Source organism: Roseovarius azorensis, from assembly GCF_900109455.1.
Classification (GTDB): domain Bacteria; phylum Pseudomonadota; class Alphaproteobacteria; order Rhodobacterales; family Rhodobacteraceae; genus Roseovarius; species Roseovarius azorensis.
Genome location: NZ_FOAG01000005.1, coordinates 1 through 24,739 on the forward strand (window position 1 = coordinate 1; position 24,739 = coordinate 24,739).

A 24,739-nucleotide genomic window follows, 5' to 3' on the forward strand; every position below is an offset into this window, starting at 1 on the left:
TTGGGCACCGATTTGGTCGCCGGCAAAAACCGCGTCCCCAAACCCGCAACAGGAAAAATCGCCTTCGTTACCTTGCTTCGCATCGTCTGCTCCTGAGGGACGTTCCGGTGGTCAGTCATACACATCACAATGTCGTTTTGCACAAACTTTAACTGAGAAACTTGCTGAAATTGCGTCATGCCGCAAAAGTTTGCGCCATCTGCCTCAGGCAATTCCCATCCCGGCCATCATTGCCTCGATCCTGGGCACATCCTCGGGGTTGTTCAGTTCCCAGAACTGCCGCCCGCGCGCCGCGACCTCGACGCAAAGCATCTGCCGCCCGCGTTCCAGAAACCGCAGTTGCTCCAGCCCTTCCAGCGTCTCGAGCATCCCGGCCCCCCAGGCCGTGTATTCCTCGAGCGCGCCGGGCCGGTAGGCATAGACCCCCACATGATGAAATACCGGCGTGGGCGCGTCGTCCGGGTAACGTTCTGCGGTATAGGGGATCACTTCCTTGGAGAAATAGAGCGCACGCCCCCCCTCGCCAAAGACGGCAGTGGTTCCGCCAACACGCCCCGCCGCGCGATCTTCGAGAAACCCGTTGAGGGCGCGCCCATCGCAGCGCAGCACGGGCGTCGCCACCATGGCCCCGGGATCGGCGTGCAAACCGCGGATGAGATCTTCGATGAACCAATGCGGCGTCAGCGGCGCGTCGCCCTGCAGGTTCACGATGATTTCATATCCACCGCCCAGATTGCGATTCGCCTCGGCGCAACGCTCGGTACCGTTGGCGCAACTCCGAGAAGTCATCACCACCTCTGCGCCAAAGGTCTCCGAGGCCGCCTTGATGCGGTCATCGTCCGTGGCCACCACCACGCGGTCAACGCCCGCGACCCGGCAGGCGGCCTCCCACGATCTGTGGATCAGGCTCTTGCGCAGGCCGGTCGCCCCGGCCAGCATCGCCAGCGGCTTGCCGGGATAGCGCGACGAATCGAAGCGCGCGGGGATCACGATGAGAACACTCATTCAGGCGTCTTTCAACTCGACATTGGGGGCGCAGGCGATGAAGAACGGATTGGCAAAGCCCTGCTTGCCATAGAGCAGCGGCTGATGATCGTCAAACCGCACCACGCGCCCGCCCGCGCCAAGCAGCACCGCGTGACCCGCAGCCGTGTCCCATTCCATCGTCCGCCCGACCCGCGGGTAGAGATCGGCCTCGCCCGTCGCAACAAGGCAGAACTTGAGCGAGGAACCGGCGCTCTTCATGTCCTTGACGGTATATTTGCCAATATAATCGTCCGTCGCCTGATCGCGGTGCGACTTGCTCGCCACCACCATCAGCGCGCCGTTGTCGGGGTCCGACACCCGGATCGGGCGCAGCCTGCCCGGTCGATCCCTGTCGAACGGCCCCTCCTCCTCAACCGCGCCGCCCCCCGCGAGGGTGTAGAACATCCGCCCCTTGGCAGGCGCATAGACCACGCCGCGCGTCGGCAAACCCGCCTCGACAAGCGCGATGTTGACGGTGAAATCGCCGCGACGGTTGATGAATTCCTTGGTGCCGTCCAGCGGGTCGACGATCAGAAAGGTGTCAGCCGTTTCCGCGTGCGAGGCGGCCTGTTCCTCGGTCACCAGCGCCAGTTCCGGAAACGCCTCGCGCAGTCCTGCCGAAATGATCTCGTCGGCGGCCTCGTCGGCCTCGGTGACCGGGCTTGCATCGGACTTGACCCTGACATCGAAATCGTCCGCCGCGTAGATTTCCATGATCCGGTCTCCGGCTTCGAGCGCCAGACGGCGCATGACCGCGATCAGCCTGTCATAATCCAAATTGCCACTCCCTGCCCTTCAGTCACCACACGGCGTTGTTAATGGATAGATTACTCGGGACCCCTTATGATACGCTCGTTTCGGGACAGCAAGAATCCCGACACAGAAAACCGCAGGCAAACAGGCAAATCCCGCCATGTTCAAAACCGCACGCTCGAAATCCAGTCTGCATTCAGCGGTCAGGCTAACCGAGCTGATCTATCACGCGACGGTGCGCAACCTGCGGCAGGGGCACGGCAATGCCATCATCGCTCTGGGAATGAACATCATGACTGCCGTAATCATGGTCATGGCATTCTATCTGATGTTCACGGTTCTGGGTATTCGCGGCGCCAAGCTGCGTGGCGATTTCCTGCTGTTCATGATGTCGGGCATATTCATGTACCTCACCCATATCAAGGCGCTTGGCGCGGTGCTCGGCGCCGAAGGGCCGTCATCTCCCATGATGCAGCACGCACCGATGAACACCATCGTCTCGATTGCGGCGGGGGCGCTTGGCGCGCTCTACATCCAGGTGCTGTCGATGGCCGTGATCCTGTTTGTCTATCACGTGGCCGTCACGCCGTTCGACATCCATCGGCCCATCGCGGCGTTTGGCATGCTGCTTCTGGCATGGTTCACGGGCGTGGGGGTCGGGCTTGTCCTGCTTGCGGTGAAACCGTGGTTCCCGAACTTTGTGTCAATTTTCTCGACCATTTATCAGCGCGCGAACATGATTGCATCGGGCAAGATGTTCGTGGTGAACACCCTGCCGCCGTTCATGGTCAACATGTTCGACTGGAACCCGCTCTTTCATATCATCGACCAGACGAGGGGGTTTGTCTTCATCAATTACTTTCCGCAGAAAACCGCGATCGACTATCCGATCTATGTCGGCATCTGCCTGCTGATGATCGGAATGATGGGTGAGTTCTATACAAGGCAGTACGCCTCGACCAGTTGGAACGCCCGCCGTTAATCCACCACCCGGCACGTCAGGTTGAGCCGCCCGCCCCCCTGCAGAAGCGTCGATGACCCGGCCCGGATCCGGTCCACGCCATGATGAATCAGCCGGGCGGGGCCACCCATCACCACCACATCCCCGGAACCCAGCCAGACCGATTCGGTCCTGCCGCCACGAACGACATTCCCGATCCGGAAGAGGGCGTCATCGCCCAGCGATACCGACAGAACCGGCCAGCTGAAATCGACCTCATCGCGGTCCTGATGCAGACCCATCCGCGCACCCGGTCCGTAATGGTTGATCAGACAGCAATCGGGCGCGCGGACGGTGCTGACAAGCGCATGCCAGATATCCAGAACGCATCCCGGGATCGGTGGCCAGGGCTGACCGTCCGGGTGACACCTCTCATAGCGATAGCCGCGCCGGTCGCTGACCCAGCCGTAACGCCCCGCAGAAGTCATGCGCACACTCATCGGCTTGCCCGACGGCGTGACCGGCGTGACAAGCGGCGCCTGCGCCGCGACCCCGCGCAGAGCGGCCAGCAGCGCCTCCTGCGCCGGGGCATCCAGCCACTCCTTGTAAATCGCAACACCACGTATGATCAACGTCGGCTCTTCCATCACGGGCCTCCAATCCTGCCAGAGGGCATAATTTAGGCCAAATTCACAAGATCCACCCCTCACCAATGCTTGCAGGGTCACCTGGCCCTGCCTATATACGCCCAGAAACACGGATGCCGCCTGTATTGGCACCGTCACTCATCGGGGGCCAGATGCCGCAACGGGTCTGGCTTTCGTCACATCGCCTAAAGAAGAAGGGATCGAAAACATGGCCAAAGTAATTGGTATTGACCTTGGCACCACGAACAGTTGCGTCGCCATCATGGACGGGTCACAGGCCCGCGTGCTCGAAAACTCCGAAGGGGCGCGCACAACCCCCTCGATCGTCGCATTCACCGAAAACGAGCGCCTCGTCGGCCAACCGGCCAAACGACAGGCCGTCACCAACCCCGAAAACACCATCTTTGGCGTCAAGCGCCTGATCGGGCGTCGCGCGGACGACGTCGATCTGGCCAAGGACAAGAAGAACATGCCCTTTGCCGTGATCGATGGCGGCAATGGCGACGCCTGGGTCAAGGCGCGCGGCGAAAAATACTCGCCCAGCCAGATTTCCGCCTTCATCCTCGGCAAGATGAAGGAAACCGCCGAGAGCTATCTTGGCGAAGAGGTGACGCAGGCCGTCATCACCGTGCCCGCCTATTTCAACGACGCCCAGCGTCAGGCGACCAAGGACGCGGGCAAGATTGCCGGCCTTGAGGTGCTGCGCATCATCAACGAGCCGACTGCCGCCGCACTCGCCTATGGTCTGGACAAGGAAGACACCCACACCATCGCCGTCTATGACCTTGGCGGCGGCACATTCGACGTGACCATCCTGGAAATCGACGACGGCCTGTTCGAGGTGAAATCGACCAACGGCGACACATTCCTCGGCGGCGAGGATTTTGACATGCGAATCGTCAATTATCTTGCCGATGAGTTCAAGAAAGAGCACGGCGTCGATCTGACTCAGGACAAGATGGCCCTGCAACGCCTCAAGGAAGCCGCAGAAAAGGCCAAGATCGAGCTTTCCAGCAGTTCGCAGACCGAAATCAACCAGCCCTTCATCTCGATGGGCTCGAACGGTCAGCCGCTGCACATGGTGGTCAAACTGACCCGTGCCAAGCTTGAAAGTCTGGTCAACGACCTGATTCAGGCCTCGCTCAAGCCTTGCAAGGCCGCACTCAAGGATGCGGGCATGTCGGCAAGCGATATCGACGAGGTCGTGCTGGTCGGCGGGATGACCCGGATGCCCAAGGTTGTCGAGGAAGTCACCAAGTTCTTCGGCAAGGAGCCGCACAAGGGCGTGAACCCGGACGAAGTGGTTGCCATGGGCGCCGCCATTCAGGCCGGCGTGTTGCAGGGCGATGTCAAGGATGTGGTCCTGCTCGACGTCACGCCGCTCTCGCTTGGGATCGAAACGCTGGGCGGTGTCTTTACCCGCCTCATCGACCGCAACACCACGATCCCGACCAACAAGTCGCAGATCTTCTCGACCGCCGAGGACAACCAGAACGCGGTGACGATCCGCGTCTTCCAGGGCGAGCGGGAAATGGCGGCGGACAACAAGATGCTGGGCCAGTTCAATCTGGAAAACATCCCGCCCGCCCCGCGCGGCATGCCGCAGATCGAAGTGACCTTTGACATTGACGCCAACGGCATTGTCTCGGTCTCTGCCAAGGACAAGGGGACCGGCAAGGAGCAGAAGATCACCATCCAGGCCTCGGGCGGTCTGTCGGACGAGGACATCGAGAAGATGATCCGCGATGCCGAGGAGAACGCTGAATCCGACAAGGCGCGCCGCGAACTGGTCGAGGCAAAGAACCAGGCGGAGAGCCTGATCAACTCGACCGAAAAGTCGATCGAGGAACATGGCGACAAGGTCGATCCGACCACGATCGAGGCGATCGAACTGGCCATCGCCGCTCTCAAGGACGAGTTGGAAGGCGACAATGTCGGCAAGATCAAATCGGGCATCCAGAATGTGGCCGAGGCGTCGATGAGACTTGGCGAAGCCATTTACAAGGCCAGCCAGGAAGAGGGTGACGACGAGCCTGCCGCTGCGGACCGCGCCGGTGCCAATGATGAAGAGATCCTGGATGCAGATTTCGAGGATCTCGACGACAATAAACGCGCCTAAGGCACGTATCGGAGCCTTCAGGCCGGTCCGCGACAGTTTCGGACCGGCCCCGATGCTCTGATACCAAGGAGGTCCTCGATGGCCAAACGCGACTATTATGAAGTGCTTGGGCTTTCCAGAGGAGCCTCGGCAGATGAAATAAAGAAGGCCTATCGCACAAAGGCCAAGGAACTGCATCCTGACCGCAACAAGGACAATCCTGACGCCGAACGCCGGTTCAAGGAAGCCGGCGAGGCATACGATGTTCTGAAGGATTCGGACAAGAAGGCTGCCTATGACCGCTTTGGTCATGCTGCCTTTGAGGGTGGTATGGGCGGCAATGGGCGCACGCAAGGCGGCGGATTTGGCGGTCAGGGCGATTTTGCCAGCGCCTTCTCGGACGTGTTCGACGACCTCTTTGGTGACTTCATGGGCGGCGGGCGTGGTGGCAGCCGTCAGCGCGCCGCACGCGGAGCAGATCTGCGCTATAATCTGTCCGTGACGCTGGAAGATGCCTATTCCGGCATGCAAAAGACCATCAAGGTGCCAACTGCCGTCGCCTGCGACGCCTGCGATGGCTCCGGCGCTGAGGGAGGCGCACAGCCGACAACCTGCCCGACCTGCTCGGGCATGGGCAAGGTGCGTGCGCAGCAGGGCTTTTTCACGGTCGAGCGCACCTGTCCCACCTGCGGCGGTCTGGGCCAGATCATCAAGAACCCCTGCAAGGTCTGCCATGGTCAGGGGCGTGTGCAAAGGGACCGCGCCCTCAGCGTGAACATCCCGGCGGGCGTCGAAACCGGCACACGTATCCGCCTTGCGGGCGAAGGTGAGGCTGGCATGCGCGGCGGGCCGGCGGGCGATCTCTACATTTTTATCGAAGTGATCAAGCATGACCTCTTCGAGCGCGAAGAGAGCAATCTCTTCTGCCGCGTGCCGGTCTCGATGGCCAAGGCAGCGCTCGGCGGTGACATTGAGGTACCGACCATCGACGGCGGTCGCAGCCGGGTGAAAATCCCCGCCGGGTCGCAATCCGGTCGTCAGATGCGCCTGCGCGGCAAGGGCATGCCCGCCCTGCGTGGCGGCGCGTCGGGCGACATGTTCATCGAGCTCGCGGTGGAAACCCCGGTGAACCTGACCGCAAGGCAGAAAGAACTGTTACACGAATTCGAGGCGCTGTCCGAGGACAACAACCCTGAAAGCAAGAGCTTTTTCTCCTCGGTCAAGAATTTCTGGGACTCGATGAAGAGTTAACAGCGCTCCACCGCAGACATTAACCCGTTGCTAACGATCCTGCGGCAGGGTTGGCGCATGACTGATCCGCGCGCCTTTTCCGATCTGCCCTTGCCGCTCTTTGCGGGGGATGAGGTGCGACAGGCTGCGCCGCTGCCGACCGGCAGGCTGCCTTCTTACATCCGCGATCACCGGCAACGGCTGCGGGCGCGGTTTCTCGCCGGCGGGGCGCAGGCCATGCCGGATTATGAACTGTTGGAACTTGTCCTCTTCCGCGCCATTCCCCGCCGGGACGTCAAACCTCTGGCGCATGAGTTGCTGAAAGAGTTCGGGGATTTCAACGCGGTTCTGTCAGCCTCGCCGGATCAACTCGGGACTGTGCCGGGCCTTGGCGAGGCGGCGGTCACCGAGATCAAGATCATCGAGGCCGCAGCGCATCGCCTGTCGCGCGCCCGGGTGCTGCGGCGACAGGTGATTTCGTCCTGGGATGCGCTGCTGGATTACTGCCATACCACCATGGCGCATCACGAGGTGGAGCAGTTTCGGGTATTCTATCTCGACCGCAAGAATGTCCTGATTGCGGATGAGCAACAGGCGCGCGGCACCGTCGATCACGTGCCGGTCTATCCGCGTGAGGTGGTCAAGCGCGCCCTGCAACTGAACGCCAGCGCCCTGATCCTGGTGCACAACCACCCCTCCGGCGATCCAACCCCGTCTGCGGCCGATATCGACATGACGCGACAGGTGCAGCGGGCGGCGGATGCGCTTGGCATCACGCTGCACGACCACATCATCATCGGCAAATCCGCCGAGGTCAGTTTCCGCTCTGCGGGTCATCTCTGACCGGGGGCTATTGCACCCAGACCTCGACCCGCCGGTTCACCTGCCGTCCCCAGGCGGTGTCATCGCATGCCATGGGCATCGCCTCGCCAAAGGCCACGACCTCCAGCCCGATACGGTCGAAATCTGCGGTCTCGGCGGTCCGCATGACGGCGCGCTTCACGGTCTCTGCGCGCCTCAGGGCAATCTCCTGATTGGTCGCGGCCGGGCCATCCCCGTCCGAAAACCCGACAAATACCAGCCGCCGCGCATCATAAAGCCCCAGTTCGAGCGCCCGCGCCAGTTGTGCGACATTGGAGCGCGACTGCGCATCCAGCCGCACTGATCCCGATTCAAAGCGGAACGTGGTCGTCAGTCTCCGGAGAGGCCCCAGAACCTGCACCATATGCTGCAGGTCCTCCAGCCCCACCTCGGTCCCCGCCTGCGCGATGGCATTGGCAAAGCGGTCGCCCTGCGCGTTGATCTCGATCTCTTCCGGGGCCTGATCGACAAAACCCGCGCGCCGGATGACCAGTTGCGCGGACGGATCGCGCAGATAGGCCAGAAATTCACGGCCCAGCGCGGGAAACCGCCTGGCTGGCAGATAGAGAAAGAGCGGCGCGGTCAGCGGATAATCCTCTGTCTTGACCGCGCGCCGGGAGGCGCGCAGCGCGAAACCGCACTCGCCGATCAGGGCGAGTTCCCATGTAGCGCCCTGCTCCGAGCGCGTCGTCAGGCCCAGCGCGAACGGATCACGGTTCACCACCTCGGCAAAGTCCGCTCCGTTGGCATGACGTCTTACCTTCTCTCTTAGGTTCAGCCGCTCCGGCACAAGCAGGCGCTGCACGCTGGCCTGGCCTATTCCCGTGCTCTCATCCCACAGATGCACATCAATCGGCGCATCCGGCCCGCCCAGCGCGGTCCAGTTGGTGATCTCGCCGGACAGTACCCTTGCCAGTTGCCGCAGGCTAATCCCCTGAACCGGATTGCTCGGGGCAACGACGGGAACAAGCGCATCGAGCGCCAGAACCCGCATGCGCCCCGATGCGGACAGATCGCCCAGCCCGGCCTCGCGCGCACGATCGAGTTCATCCCGGCGCACCTCGCGCAGGGCCATGGTGATATCGGCCTCATTGGCCAGAAGATCGGCAAACCCTTCATCAGTATTTGTCAGACGAAAGATGAACTCGCCGATCAGCCTGCGATCCGCGCCGGAGTGCACAGCATAGCGGGTCTCGTATGCGCTCAGATCCTCTCGCGTCACATCATGGTTTTCGCGAATGGCAAAAGCCTCGATCAGGGCGGGCATCAGAACCCGGCCGATCGTCGGCGCGCCGGAAAACACCAGCCGCGCCACATAGCTTTCAAGGTCGGGACAGCCGGGCCCCTCGCAGACCACGCCAGAGCCATCCACTGTCAATTCGCCATAAATGGTGTCGACGCGATAGAATTCGCCGTCAAAACCCAGCAGGTTTCCGGATATTTCCACGTCGCCCCGATGAGACCGCAACATGACATCCTGCGCCAGGCCGGATCCGGCCATGGTCAATGAGATCAGTGCGGCGGAAATCGCCGCACAAAGCCTTGTCATCAGGTGACCCCCGCATGCCGCGAACCTAGTTCCGGGTGATCTTCAGGCTATTGAACAGGTTTTTCAACACCAGAAAATCGCCGACCGCTTCGCAATCGGGCATGGCCAGCACGACTTGTTGTGCGCCGGAACTGACACCTCCCCGGCTGGACAGCGCATGCACCTCCAGATCGCGACCGCAATTGGCATCCGTCACCTCGGCCTCGACCAGAATCCGGGCCGCGTCCTGCTGCTGTGCGCGACCGACCGGAAAGGTATAGACCTCGGCATGGTGACCACCTGCCAGATCCGGCGCGCCGAGGCTGGTCAGAAATCCGCCATCGCCCGAAACCGCGCGGATCATGTCATGGCGTGCGCCGGCCCAGACATGACCCGCCTCACCAAAGTCCGCACCATATTCAAAGGCATGTACATGCACCCCGCCGGAACCGGCCCAATGGACGACATAGCGGTCATATATCCCGAGCACGCTGACGGTGGTTCTGGCAACCGCAGTCTCTTCCGCACCGAACGCGGCGACGAACACTGCCTCTTCGCCGAGTGCCGGAACCTCAAGGACGCTGCTGCCCTGATGGTCGGTCACCGCCGTAAAGCGCAGACCGCTATGTTCGAGCGTGAACCTCTCGTTGATCCTGCACGGGGCGTTCAGCGTCAGCCGGACCATCGCGGCAACCAGCGGTTCGGCGGTCATCACCTGATCGCAGACCAGAGCGGTCACGCTTTCCTCCTGTGGTGCGGGCGTCAATGCGCGCCACTCTTCGGTGACGGACAGCGCCACAGCCGTCGCCGGCAGTGCCGCGGGTTCGGGTGCGGTCGGGGGCAGCATGGGTGCGCCCGACCGGTCTACGCCACCGGCCATCTGCCGGGCGATCACATCGCCAGCCGAAACCCCGGTCACAGGCGTATTAGCGCCCGCCTCGATAAAGTAGGCGACCCCGAGCGCGCAGGTCAGAATACCGCCTGCGGTGATGTAACGTCGCGCCTTGGACATGACACTCTCCACATTTCAAAACGCTGGAGAATGTAGCCGGTGATTGGGGCTGTCTTGTGGCGCGGATGCAGCGGCCCTGTGCGGACCCGCTCAGGCCAGCCTTCCGTGGCAATGCTTGAATTTCTTGCCCGATCCGCAGGGACATTGCTCGTTTCGCCCCGGATTGCCCCAGGTTGTGGGGTCGCTCTCGACAAATCCGGGGGCGGCTCCCTCGGGCGTTTCCGGCTGGGCCCCTGCCATCATCGCAGCGCGCTGCTGCTCGAGTTCGCGCATCAGGGACTGCTGCTCTGTCTCGGTCATGGGCCGGATTTGCGCAAGTTTCTGCGTCACATCCGCCCGCAGACTGTTGAGCATCGACTCGAAGAGCTGGAACGCCTCGTTCTTGTATTCGTTCAGCGGATCGCGTTGCGCATAGCCGCGGAACCCCACGACGCTGCGCAGATGCTCCAGCGTCAGCAGATGTTCGCGCCATTTGCTGTCGATCGTTTGCAGAAGAACCTGCTTTTCGATCATACGCATGGTGTCCGGGCCGAATTGCGCGGCCTTGGCGGCCATCATCTCGTCGGCGGCCTTGTCCAGTCGCTCGATGATCTCCTCGTCGTCCACGCCCTCCTCGGCGGCCCAGTCGATTACCGGCAGATCCATGTTCAGCTTTTCGAGTACCGCAGCATAGAGCCCCTCGGTGTCCCATTGATCGGCATAGGTCTTGGGCGGCATGTATTGATCGACCAGTTCGTCAATCACCTCGGCGCGCATGTCGCTGACGATCTCGCTCAGATCATCGGCCTTCATGATGTCGAGCCGCTGCTTGAAGATCACCTTGCGCTGCTCGTTCATCACATCGTCGAACTTGAGCAACTGCTTGCGGATGTCAAAGTTGCGCGCCTCGACCTTGGCCTGCGCGCGCTCAAGGCTCTTGTTGACCCAGGGGTGAATGATCGCCTCGCCTTCCTTCATTCCCAGCGTCGAGAGTACCTTTTCCAGCCGCTCAGAGCCGAAAATCCGCATCAGGTCATCTTCCAGGCTGAGGAAGAACGCCGATGCGCCCGGATCGCCCTGACGGCCCGACCGGCCGCGCAGCTGGTTGTCGATGCGACGGCTCTCGTGCCGTTCGGTGGCCAGCACAAAGAGGCCGCCGGCAACCTTTACCGCCTCTTCGTCAGCCTTGTGCTCCTCTTCGATCCGGCGGCGGATCGCTTCGGGATCAGCCCCGGGTTCGGCGGCGATGGCTTCCATGACCTTGAACTCGACATTACCACCCAGCTTGATGTCGGTGCCGCGCCCGGCCATGTTGGTGGCGATCGTCACTGCACCCAGCTTGCCCGCATCCGCGACGATCTGCGCCTCCTGCTCATGCTGGCGCGCGTTCAGCACGTTGTGCCTGATCCCCGCCTTGGTCAGCAGGGCGCTCAACATCTCGGATTTCTCGATGGACGTGGTGCCAACCAGAATCGGCTGCCCCTTGCCATGTGCCTCGCGGATCTCGGCGACGATGGCGTCGTATTTTTCCTGCGCGGTGCGATAGACGGCATCGTCCTTGTCGATCCGGGCGATCGGCCGGTTGGTCGGAACCTCGATCACGCCCAGCCCGTAGATTTCCATGAATTCCTCGGCTTCGGTCACAGCCGTGCCGGTCATGCCTGCCAGCTTGTCGTAAAGGCGAAAATAATTCTGAAAGGTCACGCTGGCCAGCGTCACGTTCTCGGGCTGGATCGCGCAGCCCTCCTTGGCCTCGATCGCCTGATGCAGCCCGTCCGACAGCCGCCGCCCGGCCATCATGCGCCCGGTGAATTCGTCGATCAGCACAACCTCGTTACCGCGCACGATATAGTCCTTGTCCTTCTGGAACATCTTGTGCGCCCGGAGACTCTGATTGACGTGATGCACGATTGTCGTGCTCTCGGGATCATAGAGCGACTGCCCCTCCGGCAGAATGCCGCGCTCCTTCAACAGTTCTTCGAGATACTCGTTACCATCATCGGTAAAGGTCACGTTGCGGGTTTTCTCGTCTATCTTGTAGTCGCCCTCTTCCAGTTCCGGGATCAGCGTGTCGATGGTCTGATACAGTTCGCTGCGGTCATGGCTGGGGCCGGAAATGATCAGCGGCGTGCGGGCCTCGTCGATCAGGATGCTGTCCACCTCGTCCACGACGGCGAAATTATGACCGCGCTGATTCATCTCGTCGAGCGAGGATTTCATGTTGTCGCGCAGGTAGTCGAACCCCAGCTCGTTGTTGGTAGCGTAGGTCACATCGGCCGCATAAGCCGCCTTTTTCTCGGCTTCGGGCTGTTGCGGATAAACGACGCCCGTGGTCATGCCAAGCGCAGAGTAAACCTTGCCCATCCATTCGGCATCGCGTTTTGCGAGGTAGTCGTTGACCGTGACCACATGCACGCCCTTGCCCGAGAGCGCGTTGAGATAGCAGGGGAACGTGGCCACCAGCGTCTTGCCCTCGCCGGTCTTCATCTCGGAAATATTGCCCTGATGCAGGAATATCCCGCCCATCAGCTGCACGTCAAAGGCATGCAACCCAAGCGCCCGCCGCGCCGCTTCGCGACAATTGGCAAAGGCTTCGGGCAGGATCGCATCAAGGCTCTCGCCATCGGTGATCCGCTTGCGGAATTCGTTGGTCTTGTCGATCAGCCCCGCATCGTTCAGCGCCTCGAACTCAGGTTCAAGCGCGTTGATCCTGTCAACCAGCGGGCGCGCCAGCTTGACCCTGCGGTCGTTCGGAGTGCCAAAGATCTTTCTGGCGACCGTTCCAATACCCAACATGTTCCATCCGTTCCGGTGTTTTGACTGCCCGTGACAGGCAATCGCTTGCCCCGCTTGTCCGCGCGCCCTAAAACGGGCGCGAGTTAGCGGTTTTGCCTCGGTATGAAGGCGATGTAAGGGGCCGCTGTAAGAGTGTCAACGCTGCGCACCCGCGCACCCGCACCCTGCGGGCCAGATCAAGGATGAATCCATGCTTCCACGCCTTCTTTCCTCTGCTGCACTTGCCACCGGGCTGGCGCTTGCGACACCCGGCTTCACCCAGGATACCGCCACTCCGGATACCGTCATGGCCACGGTAGGCGGTACGGATATCACACTTGGCCATATGCTTTCGCTGCGCGCCAGCCTGCCGCAGCAGTACGATCAGCTGACCCCGGATATCCTGTTCACCGGGGTTCTGGATCAGCTCATCCAGCAAACACTGCTGATGCAGGCGCTAGAGGGTGACCTGTCGCGCGCCGCGCAACTCAGGCTGGAAAACGAGCGCCGCGCGATCATGGCGGCGGATGCGGTGGAGGTCGAACTGGCCACCGCCGTGACCGAGGAAGCCCTGCAACAAGCCTATGAGTCGCGCTATACCAATGCGGAACCCGAGACCGAATACAAGGCGGCGCATATCTTGGTCGAAACCGAGGAAGAGGCGCAGAAACTCGTGGAGGAGATCGCGGGCGGCGCCAATTTCGCAGCCCTCGCGCAGGAACATTCCATCGGACCCTCCGGCCCGTCCGGCGGCGACCTGGGCTGGTTCGGGGATGGCGTCATGGTGCCGGAATTCTTTGACGCGGTCGCAGCGCTCGAGGTCGGCACTGTCTCTGACCCGGTTCAAACACAATTTGGCTGGCACGTAATCAAGCTCAGCGAAACCCGGATCAAGGAACGCCCCGCCCTGGACGCGGTGCGCGAGGATCTGCTCGGGGAACTGCGGCAACAGGCATTCGAGGCCTATCTCGCATCGCTTGAAAGCGCGGCCGATATCACCCGCACCGACAGCAGCGGGTTTGACCCCGCCCTGATCAACCAAACCGACCTTCTGGAGAACTGAACATGGGCGCAACCCCACCGCTGTCACCGCTTGCCCCGGCGGCCTTTCCTGATCTGCCCGTGATTGCCGGGGTCAGCTTTGCGACCGCCGCCGCTGGCGTGCGTTATCAGAACCGCACCGATGTGCTGCTGGTCAGTCTGGCCCCCGGCACCGCGATGGCCGGGGCCTTTACCCGGTCGACCACCCGTTCGGCGGCGGTTCTGGATTGCCAGACCAAGATCGGCGGCGACCCTGCGCCGGGCGCCGCAATCATTGTCAACTCGGGCAACGCCAACGCCTTTACAGGACGGCGCGGCGCAGAATCGGTGCAGGCGGTGACAAACGCGGTGTCCGAAAAACTGGGCGTGCCGGTGGCCCGTGTCTTTTCCTCATCGACTGGCGTGATCGGCGAACCGCTGCCGCATGAGCGCATCATCGACAGTCTCGACGACCTGACAGCCGCCCTGTCCCCCGACGCCATCGCGACCGCAGCCCGCGCGATCATGACAACCGATACCTTTCCCAAGGGCGCGTCCGAGACCGTCGTGATCGACGGTCAGGCGGTGCATATCGCGGGCATCGCCAAGGGATCGGGCATGATCGCCCCCGACATGGCGACGATGCTGGTCTATATCTTTACCGATGCGGCGATGGATCAGGCGGTGCTTCAGGACATGGTGAGCGCGCTCAACCGCACGACGTTCAACTGCATCACCGTGGACAGCGACACCTCGACCTCCGACACCCTGCTGGTGGCGGCCACCGGCGGATCGGGTATCCGTGTGACCGAGAACAATGTCGGCTTCATGGAGGCGCTGCGCCGCGTCATGCTCGACCTGGCGCATCAGGTGGTGCGCGATGGCGAGGGGGCGACGAAATTCGTCGAGATTTCCGTGACCGGCGCAGCCTCGGATGCCGAGGCGCATATCCACGCAAAGGCGATCGCCAATTCCCCCCTGATCAAGACCGCGATCGCGGGCGAGGATCCCAACTGGGGTCGGGTCGTCATGGCGGTGGGCAAATCCGGCGCGCGCGCGGATCGCGACACGCTGGCGATCTGGTTCGGCGACATGCAGGTAGCCCGTGACGGCTTTGTCAGCCCCGACTATGACGAGGCGCGCGCTGCCGCCTACATGAAGAACCAGAACCTGATCATCCATGTCGATCTGGGCCTCGGCGGCGGGACGGCGCGCGTCTGGACCTGCGATCTAACGCATGGCTATATCGACATCAACGCGGATTACCGGTCTTGAAAACCGTCCTTGTTTCGGCCGTGGCGCTGATCGACGTGGACGGCCGCATCCTGCTCACGCAGCGGCCGGAGGGAAAATCCATGGCCGGGCTGTGGGAGTTTCCGGGCGGCAAGGTCGAACCGGGAGAAACCCCCGAGGCCGCTCTGATCCGCGAGCTGGAGGAGGAACTGGGCATCAGCACATGGGCCAGTTGCCTTGCGCCGCTGACCTTTGCCAGCCATTCTTATGCAGAGTTCCACCTGCTGATGCCGCTCTTTGCCTGCCGCAAATGGCAGGGGATTCCGCAGGGTCGCGAGGGGCAGAACCTGAAATGGGTGCGCGCGGCGGACCTCCGATCCTGTCCGATGCCACCGGCAGACATCCCGCTGATCCCGATCCTGCGGGACTGGCTGTGACGGTCAGGGGCCTTGTCAATCCGGCAGCCCGGTGTTCTCTTGTGGGCCGCAACGTCAATTTCTCTTGGACAGGTTGTGTAATTATCATATGGTGCAATCATGAAATGTGATTGGTGCGTCTCTTTACCGGGTTCTTTCACGTCAATCTTGGGGAATAGTCATGTTGCGCACCATTCAGGTTGGTTCCTGCATATTGATTCAGGGTTTTTTTGTCAGAATGCTTGAGAACGGCCTGATGCAGATCCGGGTAGGCACTCAACTGTATTGCGGACGGCCCGTTTCCCGCACGATCTGACATCCCCACAGGACATAGAAAAGGGCGACGCTAGCGCCGCCCCGTTCGTTCCATCATTACCTCATGGCACAATCATGCCAGCGTGCGTGTGACCTCTTCGCGTTCGAAGATCTCGATGACATCGCCGGGGCGGATATCATCGTAACTCTCAAAGGCCATGCCGCATTCCTGACCGGATTGCACCTCTGTCACTTCATCCTTGAAGCGTTTGAGGGTCTTGAGCGTGCCTTCGTGGATCACCACATCGTCACGCAACAGACGCACACCGGCAGAACGCCGCGCCACGCCTTCGGTCACGAGACAACCCGCGACCCGACCGATGCCCGTTACCTTGAACACTTCCTTGATCTGGGCATAGCCGATGAATTTCTCGCGGATTTCCGCGCCCAACAGGCCGCTTGCGGCGGATTTCACGTCATCCACGAGGTCATAGATGACGCTGTAATAGCGGATTTCCACGCCCTTCTGGTTGGCGCTGTTGCGCGCGGGCGCATTGGCCCGCACGTTAAAGCCAAAGACCGGCGCACCCGATGCCTCGGCCAGACCGATATCGGACTCGGTTATCGCGCCCACGCCGGAATGCAGCACGCGCACGCGCACCTCGTCATTACCGATCTTTTCCATCGCCTGCACGATCGCCTCGGCAGAGCCCTGCACGTCAGCCTTGACGACGATCGGCATCTCCTTGACGTTCTCGTCTTCCCTGGCCTTCGCCAGAAGCTGCTCGAGCGAGGTGCCCGCACCCACCGCCGCACGCTTTTCCTTGGCCGCATTGGCGCGGTATTCGGCGATTTCACGCGCCTGCGCCTCGGTCTCGACCACGTTCAGGACATCGCCCGCCTCGGGTGTGCCGTTGAGACCCAGAACCTCGACCGGGGCCGATGGCCCGGCCTCGGCGACACGTTCACCACGGTCGTTGATCAGGGCACGGACCTTGCCAAACTGTTCGCCCACAACGAAAATATCACCCTGACGCAGGGTGCCCTTCTTGACAAGAACAGTCGCAACAGGGCCGCGGCCCACATCAAGCTGCGCCTCGATCACAGCACCCTCTGCCGCACGGTTGGGATTTGCCCTGAGTTCGAGGATCTCGGCCTGCAGCGCAATCGCATCGAGCAGTTCATCAAGACCCAGCCCGGCCTTGGCGGAGACTTCGACATCCTGCACATCGCCGGACATGGCCTCGACAATCACCTCGTGACGCAACAGATCGGCACGCACCTTGTCGGGATCAGCCGCAGGCAGGTCGATCTTGTTGATCGCGACGATCATCGGCACCTTGGCCGCCTTGGCATGGTTGATCGCCTCGATGGTCTGCGGCATCACGGCGTCATCCGCCGCCACTACCAACACCACGATATCCGTCACCTGAGCACCCCGCGCCCGCATGCTGGTGAATGCCGCGTGACCGGGGGTGTCGAGGAATGTCAGCAGCGCGCCGCTGTCGGTCGTGACCTGATAGGCCCCGATATGCTGGGTAATGCCGCCGGCCTCGCCAGCCACGACCTTGGCGTCGCGGATCGCATCCAGAAGCGAGGTCTTGCCATGATCCACGTGACCCATGATCGTGATCACCGGCGGACGCGGCTGGAGATCCTCGGCCTTGTCTTCGACCGAGTCGATCACGTCCTCGACATCTGAATCGCTGACGCGCACGACGCGGTGGCCGAATTCCTCGATGATGAGCTCGGCGGTATCGGCGTCGATCGATTGGTTCTGCGTGACCATCATGCCGTTCTGCATCAGCGCCTTGACCACATCGCCGACCCGTTCAGCCATCCGGTTGGCCAGTTCCGAGACCACAATCACCTCGGGCAGTTGCACATCGCGCACGACCTTTTCGCGCTCCTGCACGCCGCCCATCGCCTTCTGCCGCGCGCGTTCCTGCTTGCGCTTCATCGCGGCCATGGATTTCTGCCGTCCGCCCTCGCCGCCCGCGAGCGCCTGATTGAGCGTGAGCTTACCCGACCGGCGGACATCCTCGCCGCCGCGGCCCTTGCTGCGGCGGGACTGCTGATCGTCGTCTTCGCGCTTGCGCGGCGCAGGGGCCGATTTGGCCGGGGCCTGACGCGCGGGTGCGGGCACTGCATCGGGCTCTGCGGCAGCAGCCGCGGCGGCCTTGATCGCGGCCTGTTCCGACACGCGCTTGCTGCGCTCGTCCTCGGCGGCCTTGGCGCGGGCGCGCTCTTCGGCCTCGCGCTGCTCGCGTTCCTTGGCCTCGGCCTCTTCCCGGCGACGCAGGCGTTCTTCTTCGCGGGCCTTTTCATCCGCTTCGCGCTGCGCGGCCTCTTCGGATTCGCGTGCCTTGGCGGCAGAGAGCGCCTTCATCCGGCGTTCCATCTCCGCATCCGTGATCCCGGCAGGGCGCTTTGACGCGGTGCCGGGGCTCATGGGTTTGCCGGCCTCGCCCGCAGCCCCCGCAGCGCCCGCGCCCGGCTTGGGCACGACCACGCGCTTGCGCTTGGTTTCCACCACGACGTTCTTGGTCCGGCCATGGCTGAAGCTCTGCTTCACGTTCCCCGGACGGGATCCGGCGCCACGCACACCCAAGGGTTTTTTTCCGTCGTTGTCGCTCATAGTGCTCTACTTTCCTTTCCGGCGCGCTATCTCGCCGTCCGAAACGCGCAGACCTTTCAGTCTTGCCGCCTCCTCTACAACACGTTGCAACAAACCTCCAGCGCCCAATGCCGCATGGATTGTGGTCTGCCGCCCAAAGGCCCGGCCCAGCTCTGCCGCCGTCAGCCAGCCTATGAAAGAGCCGCCATAGGGCGTGCTCAGCTTTGATTTTCCCCGCTCGGAGCCATCGCTGGCCTGGATCAGCACGCGGGCCTCTTCGCGGGCCAGCATGTCCTTGACCTTTTCATAACCCGACACCGCGCGACCGCCCTTGCGGGCAAGGCTGATCAGGTTGACCACCCGCTGCGCGAGCAACGCCTCGACCTGATCGGCCAGCCCCTCGGGAACCTGAACGGGCTGCCTGGCGACGCGGGCAAACAGCCCCTTGTTGGCGGCCTTGTCCAGCGCCGCGCGATCCGCAGCCACCCAGATGCCACGCCCCGGCAGCTTTTCAGCGAGGTCCGGCGCAACCTGCCCTTCGGGGCCGATCACGAACCGGATCAGCCCATGCTTGGGCTGCACCTCACCCGTGGCAATGCATTTGCGCTCTGGACCATCCGTCCGGTCTTTGGGTTGCCCGCCGCGCCCCATCTGATTCCTCTGAGACCTGATAAATCAGGCCTCAGCCTCCGTTTCATCGCCGTCGGTCTCTGCGGTCGCGGTCGCCAGATCGGCGGGATCGACCCAGCCCAGCATCACCCGGGCGGTCATCACCATGTTCTGCGCCTCTTCCAGCGACACGTCAAACTTCTCAAGCAATCCCTCGTCCTTGACCCGCGCGCCGTCAACCGTGGTCCAGCCACCGGCCAGTTCCCAATCCGCGCAGGTGGCAAAATCCTCCAGCGTTTTCACATCATCCTCGGCCAGAGCCAGCACCATCTGCGGCGTCAGCCCCTCAAAGTCGATCAGGCTGTCCTCTGCTCCCAGGGCGCGCGCCTTTTCCAGCGCCTCTGTTGCCTGCGCTTCCAGCACGTCGCGCGCGCGCGCCTGCAACTCGTTGGCGGTATCCTCGTCGACACCGTCGATGACCAGGAGCTCGTCAAGCTCGACATAGGCCACCTCTTCGAGCGTGGTAAAGCCTTCGGAAACCAGAAGCTGTGCAAAGAATTCGTCGAGATCGAGCATGTCCATGAACAACTTGGTCCGTTCCTCAAATTCCTTCTGACGGCGTTCGCTGTCCTCGGCCTCGGTCATGATGTCGATGTCAAGACCGGTGAGTTGGCTCGCCAGGCGCACGTTCTGACCGCGCCGCCCGATGGCGAGGCTCAGTTGCTCTTCCGGCACGACCACCTCGATCCGGCCTGCATCCTCGTCGATCACCACCTTGCTGACTTCTGCGGGTTGCAGCGCGTTGACAAGGAACGTCGCCTGATCCTCGTTCCACGGGATGATGTCGATCTTTTCACCCTGCAGCTCGTTGACCACGGCCTGCACCCGGCTGCCGCGCATGCCCACGCAGGCGCCCACCGGATCGATCGAGCTGTCATAGCTGATCACCGCGATCTTGGCCCGGCTGCCCGGATCGCGCGCCACGGCCTTGATCTCGATGATGCCGTCGTAAATCTCCGGCACTTCCATCTTGAACAGTTCCGCCATGAACTGCGGATCGGTGCGGCTGAGGAATATCTGCGGCCCGCGCTGTTCGCGGCGCACGTCCTTGATATAGCAGCGCACACGGTCATTGGGGCGATAGGCTTCGCGCCCGATCTTTTCATTGCGGCGCAGGATCGCCTCGCCGCGGCCCACATCGACGATGACGTTGCCGTATTCCTCGCGCTTGACCTGACCATTGATGATCGTGCCGACGCGGTCCTTGAATTCCTCATACTGCCGGTCGCGCTCGGCCTCGCGCACCTTTTGCAGGATCACCTGCTTGGCGCTCTGCGCGGCGATCCGGCCCATTTCCACCGGCGGCACCTCTTCGACAAAGGTGTCACCCACCTTGGGATCCTCAAGATACTGCCGGGCCTGTTCGACCGTCATCTCGGCCTGATAATTCTCGACCGCATCGTCCTCGACCACGGTGCGCACACGGGTAAACGTGGCGCGTCCCGTCTTGCGGTCGATCGTCACGCGGATGTCCATCTCGCTGCCGTAGCGGCTCTTGGCGGCGCGGGCGAGGGATTCTTCCATCGCCTCGACCACCAGCGCGGGGTCGATCATCTTTTCGCGGGCCACCGCCTCGGCGGTCTGCAACAGCTCCAACTGGTTGGCGGATGTGATTGCCATGGTCTCAGTCCTCCTCAGAACCGCTATCGGTCTCGGTTTCAATCTCGTCAAAGTGGTCTTCGTTGATCACGCCAGCCGCCTTGCGCTGCCGCAGCATTTCGCGGATCAGTTCGTCGGTCAGCACCAGCTTGGCGTCAGACAGCCAGTCGAATTCCAGCCCGATGGTGCCTTCCTCGACATTGATCAGCACCTCGTTGCCCTCGACCCCCGCCAGCACGCCCTTGAAGCGCCTGCGCCCGTCGATGCCCTCGGCCGTTTCCAGCTTGGCCTCGTAGCCTTCGAACGCCTCGAAATCCTTGAGCCGGGTCAGCGGCCGGTCGATACCGGGCGACGAAACCTCCAGCGTATAGGCATCCATGATCGGATCCTCGACATCCAGAATCGCGCTGACCGCCGTGCTGATCGCCGCGCAATCATCCACCTCGATCCCGCCCTGCGGTTTGTCCGCCATGATCTGCAGCGTATGCGTCTTGCCGCCCATCAGCCGGACCCGCACCAGTTCATACCCGAGATCCTCGATCACGGGTGTGATGATCTCGGCCAGCCGACGGTCAATCGCTGCCTTGGCAATCAGGTCGTTCGTCATCGTATCCAAGCACAAAAAAACGGGCGCGCGGCCCGTTGATCTAATCCGGTGGGCTGTCGGAGTGGACCCGAAAGCGCCGCTGTTGAGGGGCATATACGCTCCTCTCCCCGAGTCTGCAAGGCTTTGCTTCAAGAATCTGCCGCGCCGAACCGCGCCTGCCAGCAGGGCAGCAAGTCTCCCGCCAAGGGTGTGGCGGCATGGACCGCCCGCGCGATTGCCCGCGCCATGACACAAGCCGCCGCATGGCCCAGCAACACCTGATCCGCCAGATCGGGCGCAGGTCGCGCGCCTGTGGCTGCGGCAAAAACCAGATCGCCATCCATCAGCGTATGCGAGGGCATCAGCGCGCGGGCAAACCCGTCATGGGCCGCCGTCGCGAGCCTTGTGCATTGCGCCTGCGTGAGCCGCGCATCGGTGGCCACGATCCCGATGGTGGTATTGCCATGCTGCGCCAGCTTGGTCGGCGCGAGCATCGGATCGGGATAATCCCGCGCGACGCCGCGCCCGCCATACTCATCCCCCATCTCGAACGGGGCCGCCCAGAACTCCGGCCCACTCCCCACCGTGGCCGACCCCAGCGCATTGACCGCCACCAGCGCCCCCACCGTCACGCCCGAGGGCAGCACGACCGAGGCCGAGCCAAGCCCACCCTTGAGATTGGCGGTGCCCGCCCCGGTGCCCGCGCCCTCAGTGCCAATCCCGAAATCTTCTGCCGCCGCCGCCAAGGCCGCACGGCCCAGCCCGTTGTAAGGGTTTTCAACCCAATCCTTGTCACCGCCATTCAGGAGATCGAACAGGATCGCCCCCGGCACGATGGGCACCCGCACGTCGCCCACGGCAAACCCGCGCCCCGCCGCGCGTAACCCGTCCGCCACGCCCGACGCGGCATCCAGACCAAAGGCCGAGCCACCCGACAGCACCAGCGCATCCACCTGCTCAATCACCCGATCCGCGGCCAGCAGATCGGTCTCGCGCGTGCCCGGCGCGCCGCCCATCACATGCACGCCCGCCGTGAACGGTGCATCCGCCACCAGAACCGTCACACCCGACCGCAGGCGCATGTCCCCGGCATTGCCCACCCGCAACCCGGCCACATCGGTGATCAGATTTCGCGCGCCCGGTTTCGTTTTCATGCCGCAGCCCCCTATCGCTGTCGCAAACCCGCCTGCCAGATCCTGCCGGGTCGGCAAGAACGACTAGCAGGCCCGGGCGATGGCGTCGCCCCGATCAGGGCCAAGCAATGGGGCGGCGCATTGGCCGCCCCGTCACCGTCCCATTCCTGATCCCTCAGCCTTCCAGCGTGCGGCGCAGCAATTCCAGATCGTCGGCGATCTGTGCGTCCTGCACCCGCAATTCCTCGATCCGCTTGACCCCGTGCATTACCGTGGTGTGATCGCGCCCGCCGAAACGGCGACCGATCTCGGGCAGCGAGCGGCTGGTCATCTGCTTGCACAGATACATCGCCACCTGCCGTGGCCGGGCATAGCAGCGCGTGCGCTTGGGGCCGATCATGTCGCTGAGGCGAATATTGTAGTGATCCGACACCTTGCGTTGAATCTCCTCGACCGAAACCTTGCGCTCGGACGCGCGCAGCACATCGGCCAGACAGTCCTGCGTCAATTCATGCGTGATCGGCTGACGCACCAGAGAGGCAAAGGCAAAGAGCCGCGTCAGCGCCCCTTCCAGAGCGCGCACATTGGTGCTGATCCGGTGCGCCAGAAACTCCAGCACGCCGTCATTCAGAACCAGATCGGGATATTGCTGCCGGTAACGCTCGACCTTGGACTGCAGGATGCCGAGGCGCAATTCGTAATCCGTCGGATGCAGATCCACCACCAGACCGCATTGCAGCCGCGACTTGATCCGTTCTTCGAGATTGGCAATCTCGCCCGGCGCGCGGTCGGCGGAAATGACGATCTGCCGATTTTGATCCACCAGCGCGTTGAAGGTGTGAAAGAATTCCTCTTGCGTGCTGTCCTTGCCCGCGATGAATTGCACATCATCGACCATCAGAACATCGACCGAACGGAACACTTCCTTGAAATCCATCATCTTGCGGTCGCGCAGCGCCTGCACGAACCGATACATGAACTGCTCTGCCGAGAGATAGACGACGTTGAGCTCGGGATGACTGGTTTTCAGCTCCCATGCGATTGCATGCATCAGGTGCGTCTTGCCCAGCCCCACGCCCCCGTAAAGAAACAGAGGGTTGAATGTCGTCGGCCCACCCTCGGCCACGCGGCGAGCGGCGGCATGCGCCAGCTCGTTAGGTTTGCCCACCACGAAGGTGTCAAAGCTGAAACGTTCATCAAGCGGGGCTGCGGGCAGGAAACTGTCAATTTGCATCGAAATCGCCCCTGCGGTCGCATTCTTGGGCGCGCGCGTGGGGCGCGCGGCGCTGTTGGCCGCCACCTGAAAGGTTATGCGCCTGACATGGGGGACAAGGGAACTCATCTGATAGAGGATCAGATCGCCGAAATGCTGAGAAACGTAGTTCCCAAGGAACGTGGTCGGGACATGGAACGTGGCGACCCCGTCCGATACGCTGGAAAACTCCAGTGGTTCGATCCAGTTCCGGAAATTGCTCTGCCCGACTGATTGTTGAAGTTTCTTCTTCAACTGGCCCCATTGTTCTTGTGTCATGTTTCCCCGTTCCGCGACTTCTGTCAAACCATTGACACCGAAATATCCGTTACCACACCGGCAAAGCCGGACAATGCCGGCGCTTGATCAGACACAATTCGTTTCGGGGTTCTGAATACAGAAGAGACATACCGTTGGCTCGATGCAACGGACGTCACGTCCTCATCAAACTTGCGCGCATTCCCAGGTAAAACCCGTGCTTCGCGGCCCGTCCCAAAACCGCGCAGTCACCTACCTCAAAATGCTTTCGCAATGGACAAGACCAGAGCACGAATGCTCAGTTACAACGTTCGAGACGCATTTTGCGGCCCTCTGACGCTGATGCAGCCTGTCCCCCCAAGCGTGAATCGCAGGTTTGAAACTAGCAAGATCGCAGGAGTGCCGGCAACTTATCATTGTGCTTGACAGCGGCTTTCAGTGAAAAGAATCTCCTGCCCTTACTGAAGCACAGGCATGAAAAAGGCACCGTTCGCGACGGTGCCTTTTGCGTTCAATGGTTTAGCCTGACGCTTAGCCCAGCGCCTTGACCCGCGCCGCAAGGCGGGAAATTTTGCGCGAGGCGGTGTTCTTGTGGAAGACGCCCTTGGTCACGCCGCGCATCAGTTCGGGTTGCGCTGCGCGCAGCGCCGAGGCGGCCGCGTCCTTGTCACCCGAGGCGATGGCCTCTTCGACCTTGCGCAGAAAGGTGCGAATCCGCGAACGGCGGGCCTTGTTGATCGCAAAGCGGGTTTCGTTCTGCCGGGCGCGCTTTTTGGATTGAGGCGTATTTGCCATTTGAATCAGACCCTTATCTTGGTTCGGTATATGTTTAATTGCACGCATACCAACCCG

20 protein-coding genes are annotated in these 24,739 nt (G+C 62.2%); 7 read left to right on the forward strand and 13 right to left on the reverse strand.

The annotated features are described in order from the left end of the window. Positions 1-204 precede the first annotated feature (204 nt). Both BSG08_RS08650 and cysQ read right to left on the reverse strand, forming a co-directional pair. Entirely contained in the window at positions 205-1,005 is an 801-nt protein-coding gene (locus BSG08_RS08650; protein WP_093035210.1) for a 3-deoxy-manno-octulosonate cytidylyltransferase, read from the reverse strand. Then, the gene (gene cysQ / locus BSG08_RS08655; protein ID WP_093035213.1) at positions 1,006-1,803 is read right to left on the reverse strand and encodes a 3'(2'),5'-bisphosphate nucleotidase CysQ; all 798 of its coding nucleotides are present in this window, start codon (positions 1,801-1,803) and stop codon (positions 1,006-1,008) included. Between the two features lie 136 nt (positions 1,804-1,939). Between cysQ and BSG08_RS08660 the strand changes: the two genes are divergently transcribed. Beyond that, complete coding sequence (locus BSG08_RS08660) at positions 1,940-2,761, forward strand: ABC transporter permease (protein ID WP_093035216.1); 822 nt, start codon at positions 1,940-1,942, stop codon at positions 2,759-2,761. Here BSG08_RS08660 and BSG08_RS08665 read toward each other — a convergent pair. Further along, positions 2,758-3,366, reverse strand: coding sequence for an alpha-ketoglutarate-dependent dioxygenase AlkB family protein (locus tag BSG08_RS08665; protein ID WP_093035219.1), 609 nt, complete (start codon positions 3,364-3,366; stop codon positions 2,758-2,760). The two genes, BSG08_RS08660 and BSG08_RS08665, sit on opposite strands and share 4 nt — an antisense overlap. A gap of 208 nt (positions 3,367-3,574) precedes the next feature. Between BSG08_RS08665 and dnaK the strand changes: the two genes are divergently transcribed. The 3 genes from dnaK (at position 3,575) to radC (ending at position 7,537) form a co-directional block, all read left to right on the forward strand. Continuing rightward, positions 3,575-5,485 carry a molecular chaperone DnaK gene (gene dnaK, locus BSG08_RS08670; RefSeq protein ID WP_093035222.1) on the forward strand — a complete coding sequence of 637 codons (1,911 nt, stop codon included), beginning with the start codon at positions 3,575-3,577 and terminating at the stop codon, positions 5,483-5,485. Between the two features lie 78 nt (positions 5,486-5,563). Beyond that, the gene (gene dnaJ / locus BSG08_RS08675; RefSeq protein ID WP_093035225.1) at positions 5,564-6,715 is read left to right on the forward strand and encodes a molecular chaperone DnaJ; all 1,152 of its coding nucleotides are present in this window, start codon (positions 5,564-5,566) and stop codon (positions 6,713-6,715) included. A gap of 57 nt (positions 6,716-6,772) precedes the next feature. Further along, the gene (gene radC / locus BSG08_RS08680) at positions 6,773-7,537 is read left to right on the forward strand and encodes a RadC family protein (protein WP_093035963.1); all 765 of its coding nucleotides are present in this window, start codon (positions 6,773-6,775) and stop codon (positions 7,535-7,537) included. A gap of 7 nt (positions 7,538-7,544) precedes the next feature. Here radC and BSG08_RS08685 read toward each other — a convergent pair whose 3' ends face one another. From BSG08_RS08685 to secA, 3 genes are all read right to left on the reverse strand, one after another. Further along, a complete protein-coding gene (locus BSG08_RS08685; protein WP_093035227.1) occupies positions 7,545-9,104 on the reverse strand; it encodes a phosphate ABC transporter substrate-binding/OmpA family protein in 1,560 nt (519 codons plus the stop codon). Positions 9,105-9,129: 25 nt separating this feature from the next. Next, entirely contained in the window at positions 9,130-10,095 is a 966-nt protein-coding gene (locus BSG08_RS08690; RefSeq protein WP_093035230.1) for a hypothetical protein, read from the reverse strand. A 90-nt stretch (positions 10,096-10,185) separates the two neighbouring features. After that, positions 10,186-12,870 (reverse strand): preprotein translocase subunit SecA, encoded by a 2,685-nt coding sequence (gene secA, locus BSG08_RS08695; RefSeq protein WP_093035233.1) that lies wholly within the window; start codon positions 12,868-12,870, stop codon positions 10,186-10,188. Positions 12,871-13,060: 190 nt separating this feature from the next. Between secA and BSG08_RS08700 the strand changes: the two genes are divergently transcribed. The 3 genes from BSG08_RS08700 to mutT are packed head-to-tail and all read left to right on the forward strand — an operon-like array spanning position 13,061 to position 15,539. Beyond that, the gene (locus BSG08_RS08700; protein WP_093035237.1) at positions 13,061-13,912 is read left to right on the forward strand and encodes a peptidylprolyl isomerase; all 852 of its coding nucleotides are present in this window, start codon (positions 13,061-13,063) and stop codon (positions 13,910-13,912) included. Positions 13,913-13,914: 2 nt separating this feature from the next. After that, entirely contained in the window at positions 13,915-15,144 is a 1,230-nt protein-coding gene (argJ, locus tag BSG08_RS08705; RefSeq protein ID WP_093035240.1) for a bifunctional glutamate N-acetyltransferase/amino-acid acetyltransferase ArgJ, read from the forward strand. After that, positions 15,141-15,539 (forward strand): 8-oxo-dGTP diphosphatase MutT, encoded by a 399-nt coding sequence (gene mutT / locus BSG08_RS08710; RefSeq protein ID WP_093035243.1) that lies wholly within the window; start codon positions 15,141-15,143, stop codon positions 15,537-15,539. Before argJ ends, mutT begins: the two co-directional genes overlap by 4 nt. 367 nt (positions 15,540-15,906) lie before the next feature. Here mutT and infB read toward each other — a convergent pair whose 3' ends face one another. The 7 genes from infB to rpsT form a co-directional block, all read right to left on the reverse strand. After that, a complete protein-coding gene (gene infB / locus BSG08_RS08720; RefSeq protein ID WP_093035251.1) occupies positions 15,907-18,411 on the reverse strand; it encodes a translation initiation factor IF-2 in 2,505 nt (834 codons plus the stop codon). Positions 18,412-18,417: 6 nt separating this feature from the next. Then, the gene (locus tag BSG08_RS08725) at positions 18,418-19,041 is read right to left on the reverse strand and encodes an RNA-binding protein (protein ID WP_093035254.1); all 624 of its coding nucleotides are present in this window, start codon (positions 19,039-19,041) and stop codon (positions 18,418-18,420) included. Positions 19,042-19,065: 24 nt separating this feature from the next. Next, positions 19,066-20,679 (reverse strand): transcription termination factor NusA, encoded by a 1,614-nt coding sequence (gene nusA / locus BSG08_RS08730; RefSeq protein ID WP_093035257.1) that lies wholly within the window; start codon positions 20,677-20,679, stop codon positions 19,066-19,068. Positions 20,680-20,683: 4 nt separating this feature from the next. After that, on the reverse strand, positions 20,684-21,265 hold the full coding sequence (gene rimP / locus BSG08_RS08735; protein ID WP_093035260.1) for a ribosome maturation factor RimP: 582 nt from the start codon (positions 21,263-21,265) through the stop codon (positions 20,684-20,686). 128 nt (positions 21,266-21,393) lie between these two features. Further along, positions 21,394-22,398: a P1 family peptidase gene (locus BSG08_RS08740; RefSeq protein ID WP_093035966.1), complete on the reverse strand. Its 1,005-nt coding sequence runs from the start codon at positions 22,396-22,398 to the stop codon at positions 21,394-21,396. Between the two features lie 154 nt (positions 22,399-22,552). After that, the gene (gene dnaA / locus BSG08_RS08745) at positions 22,553-23,908 is read right to left on the reverse strand and encodes a chromosomal replication initiator protein DnaA (RefSeq protein ID WP_093035263.1); all 1,356 of its coding nucleotides are present in this window, start codon (positions 23,906-23,908) and stop codon (positions 22,553-22,555) included. A 510-nt stretch (positions 23,909-24,418) separates the two neighbouring features. After that, positions 24,419-24,682 carry a 30S ribosomal protein S20 gene (gene rpsT, locus BSG08_RS08750; RefSeq protein WP_093035266.1) on the reverse strand — a complete coding sequence of 88 codons (264 nt, stop codon included), beginning with the start codon at positions 24,680-24,682 and terminating at the stop codon, positions 24,419-24,421. Between the last annotated feature and the right edge of the window lie 57 nt (positions 24,683-24,739).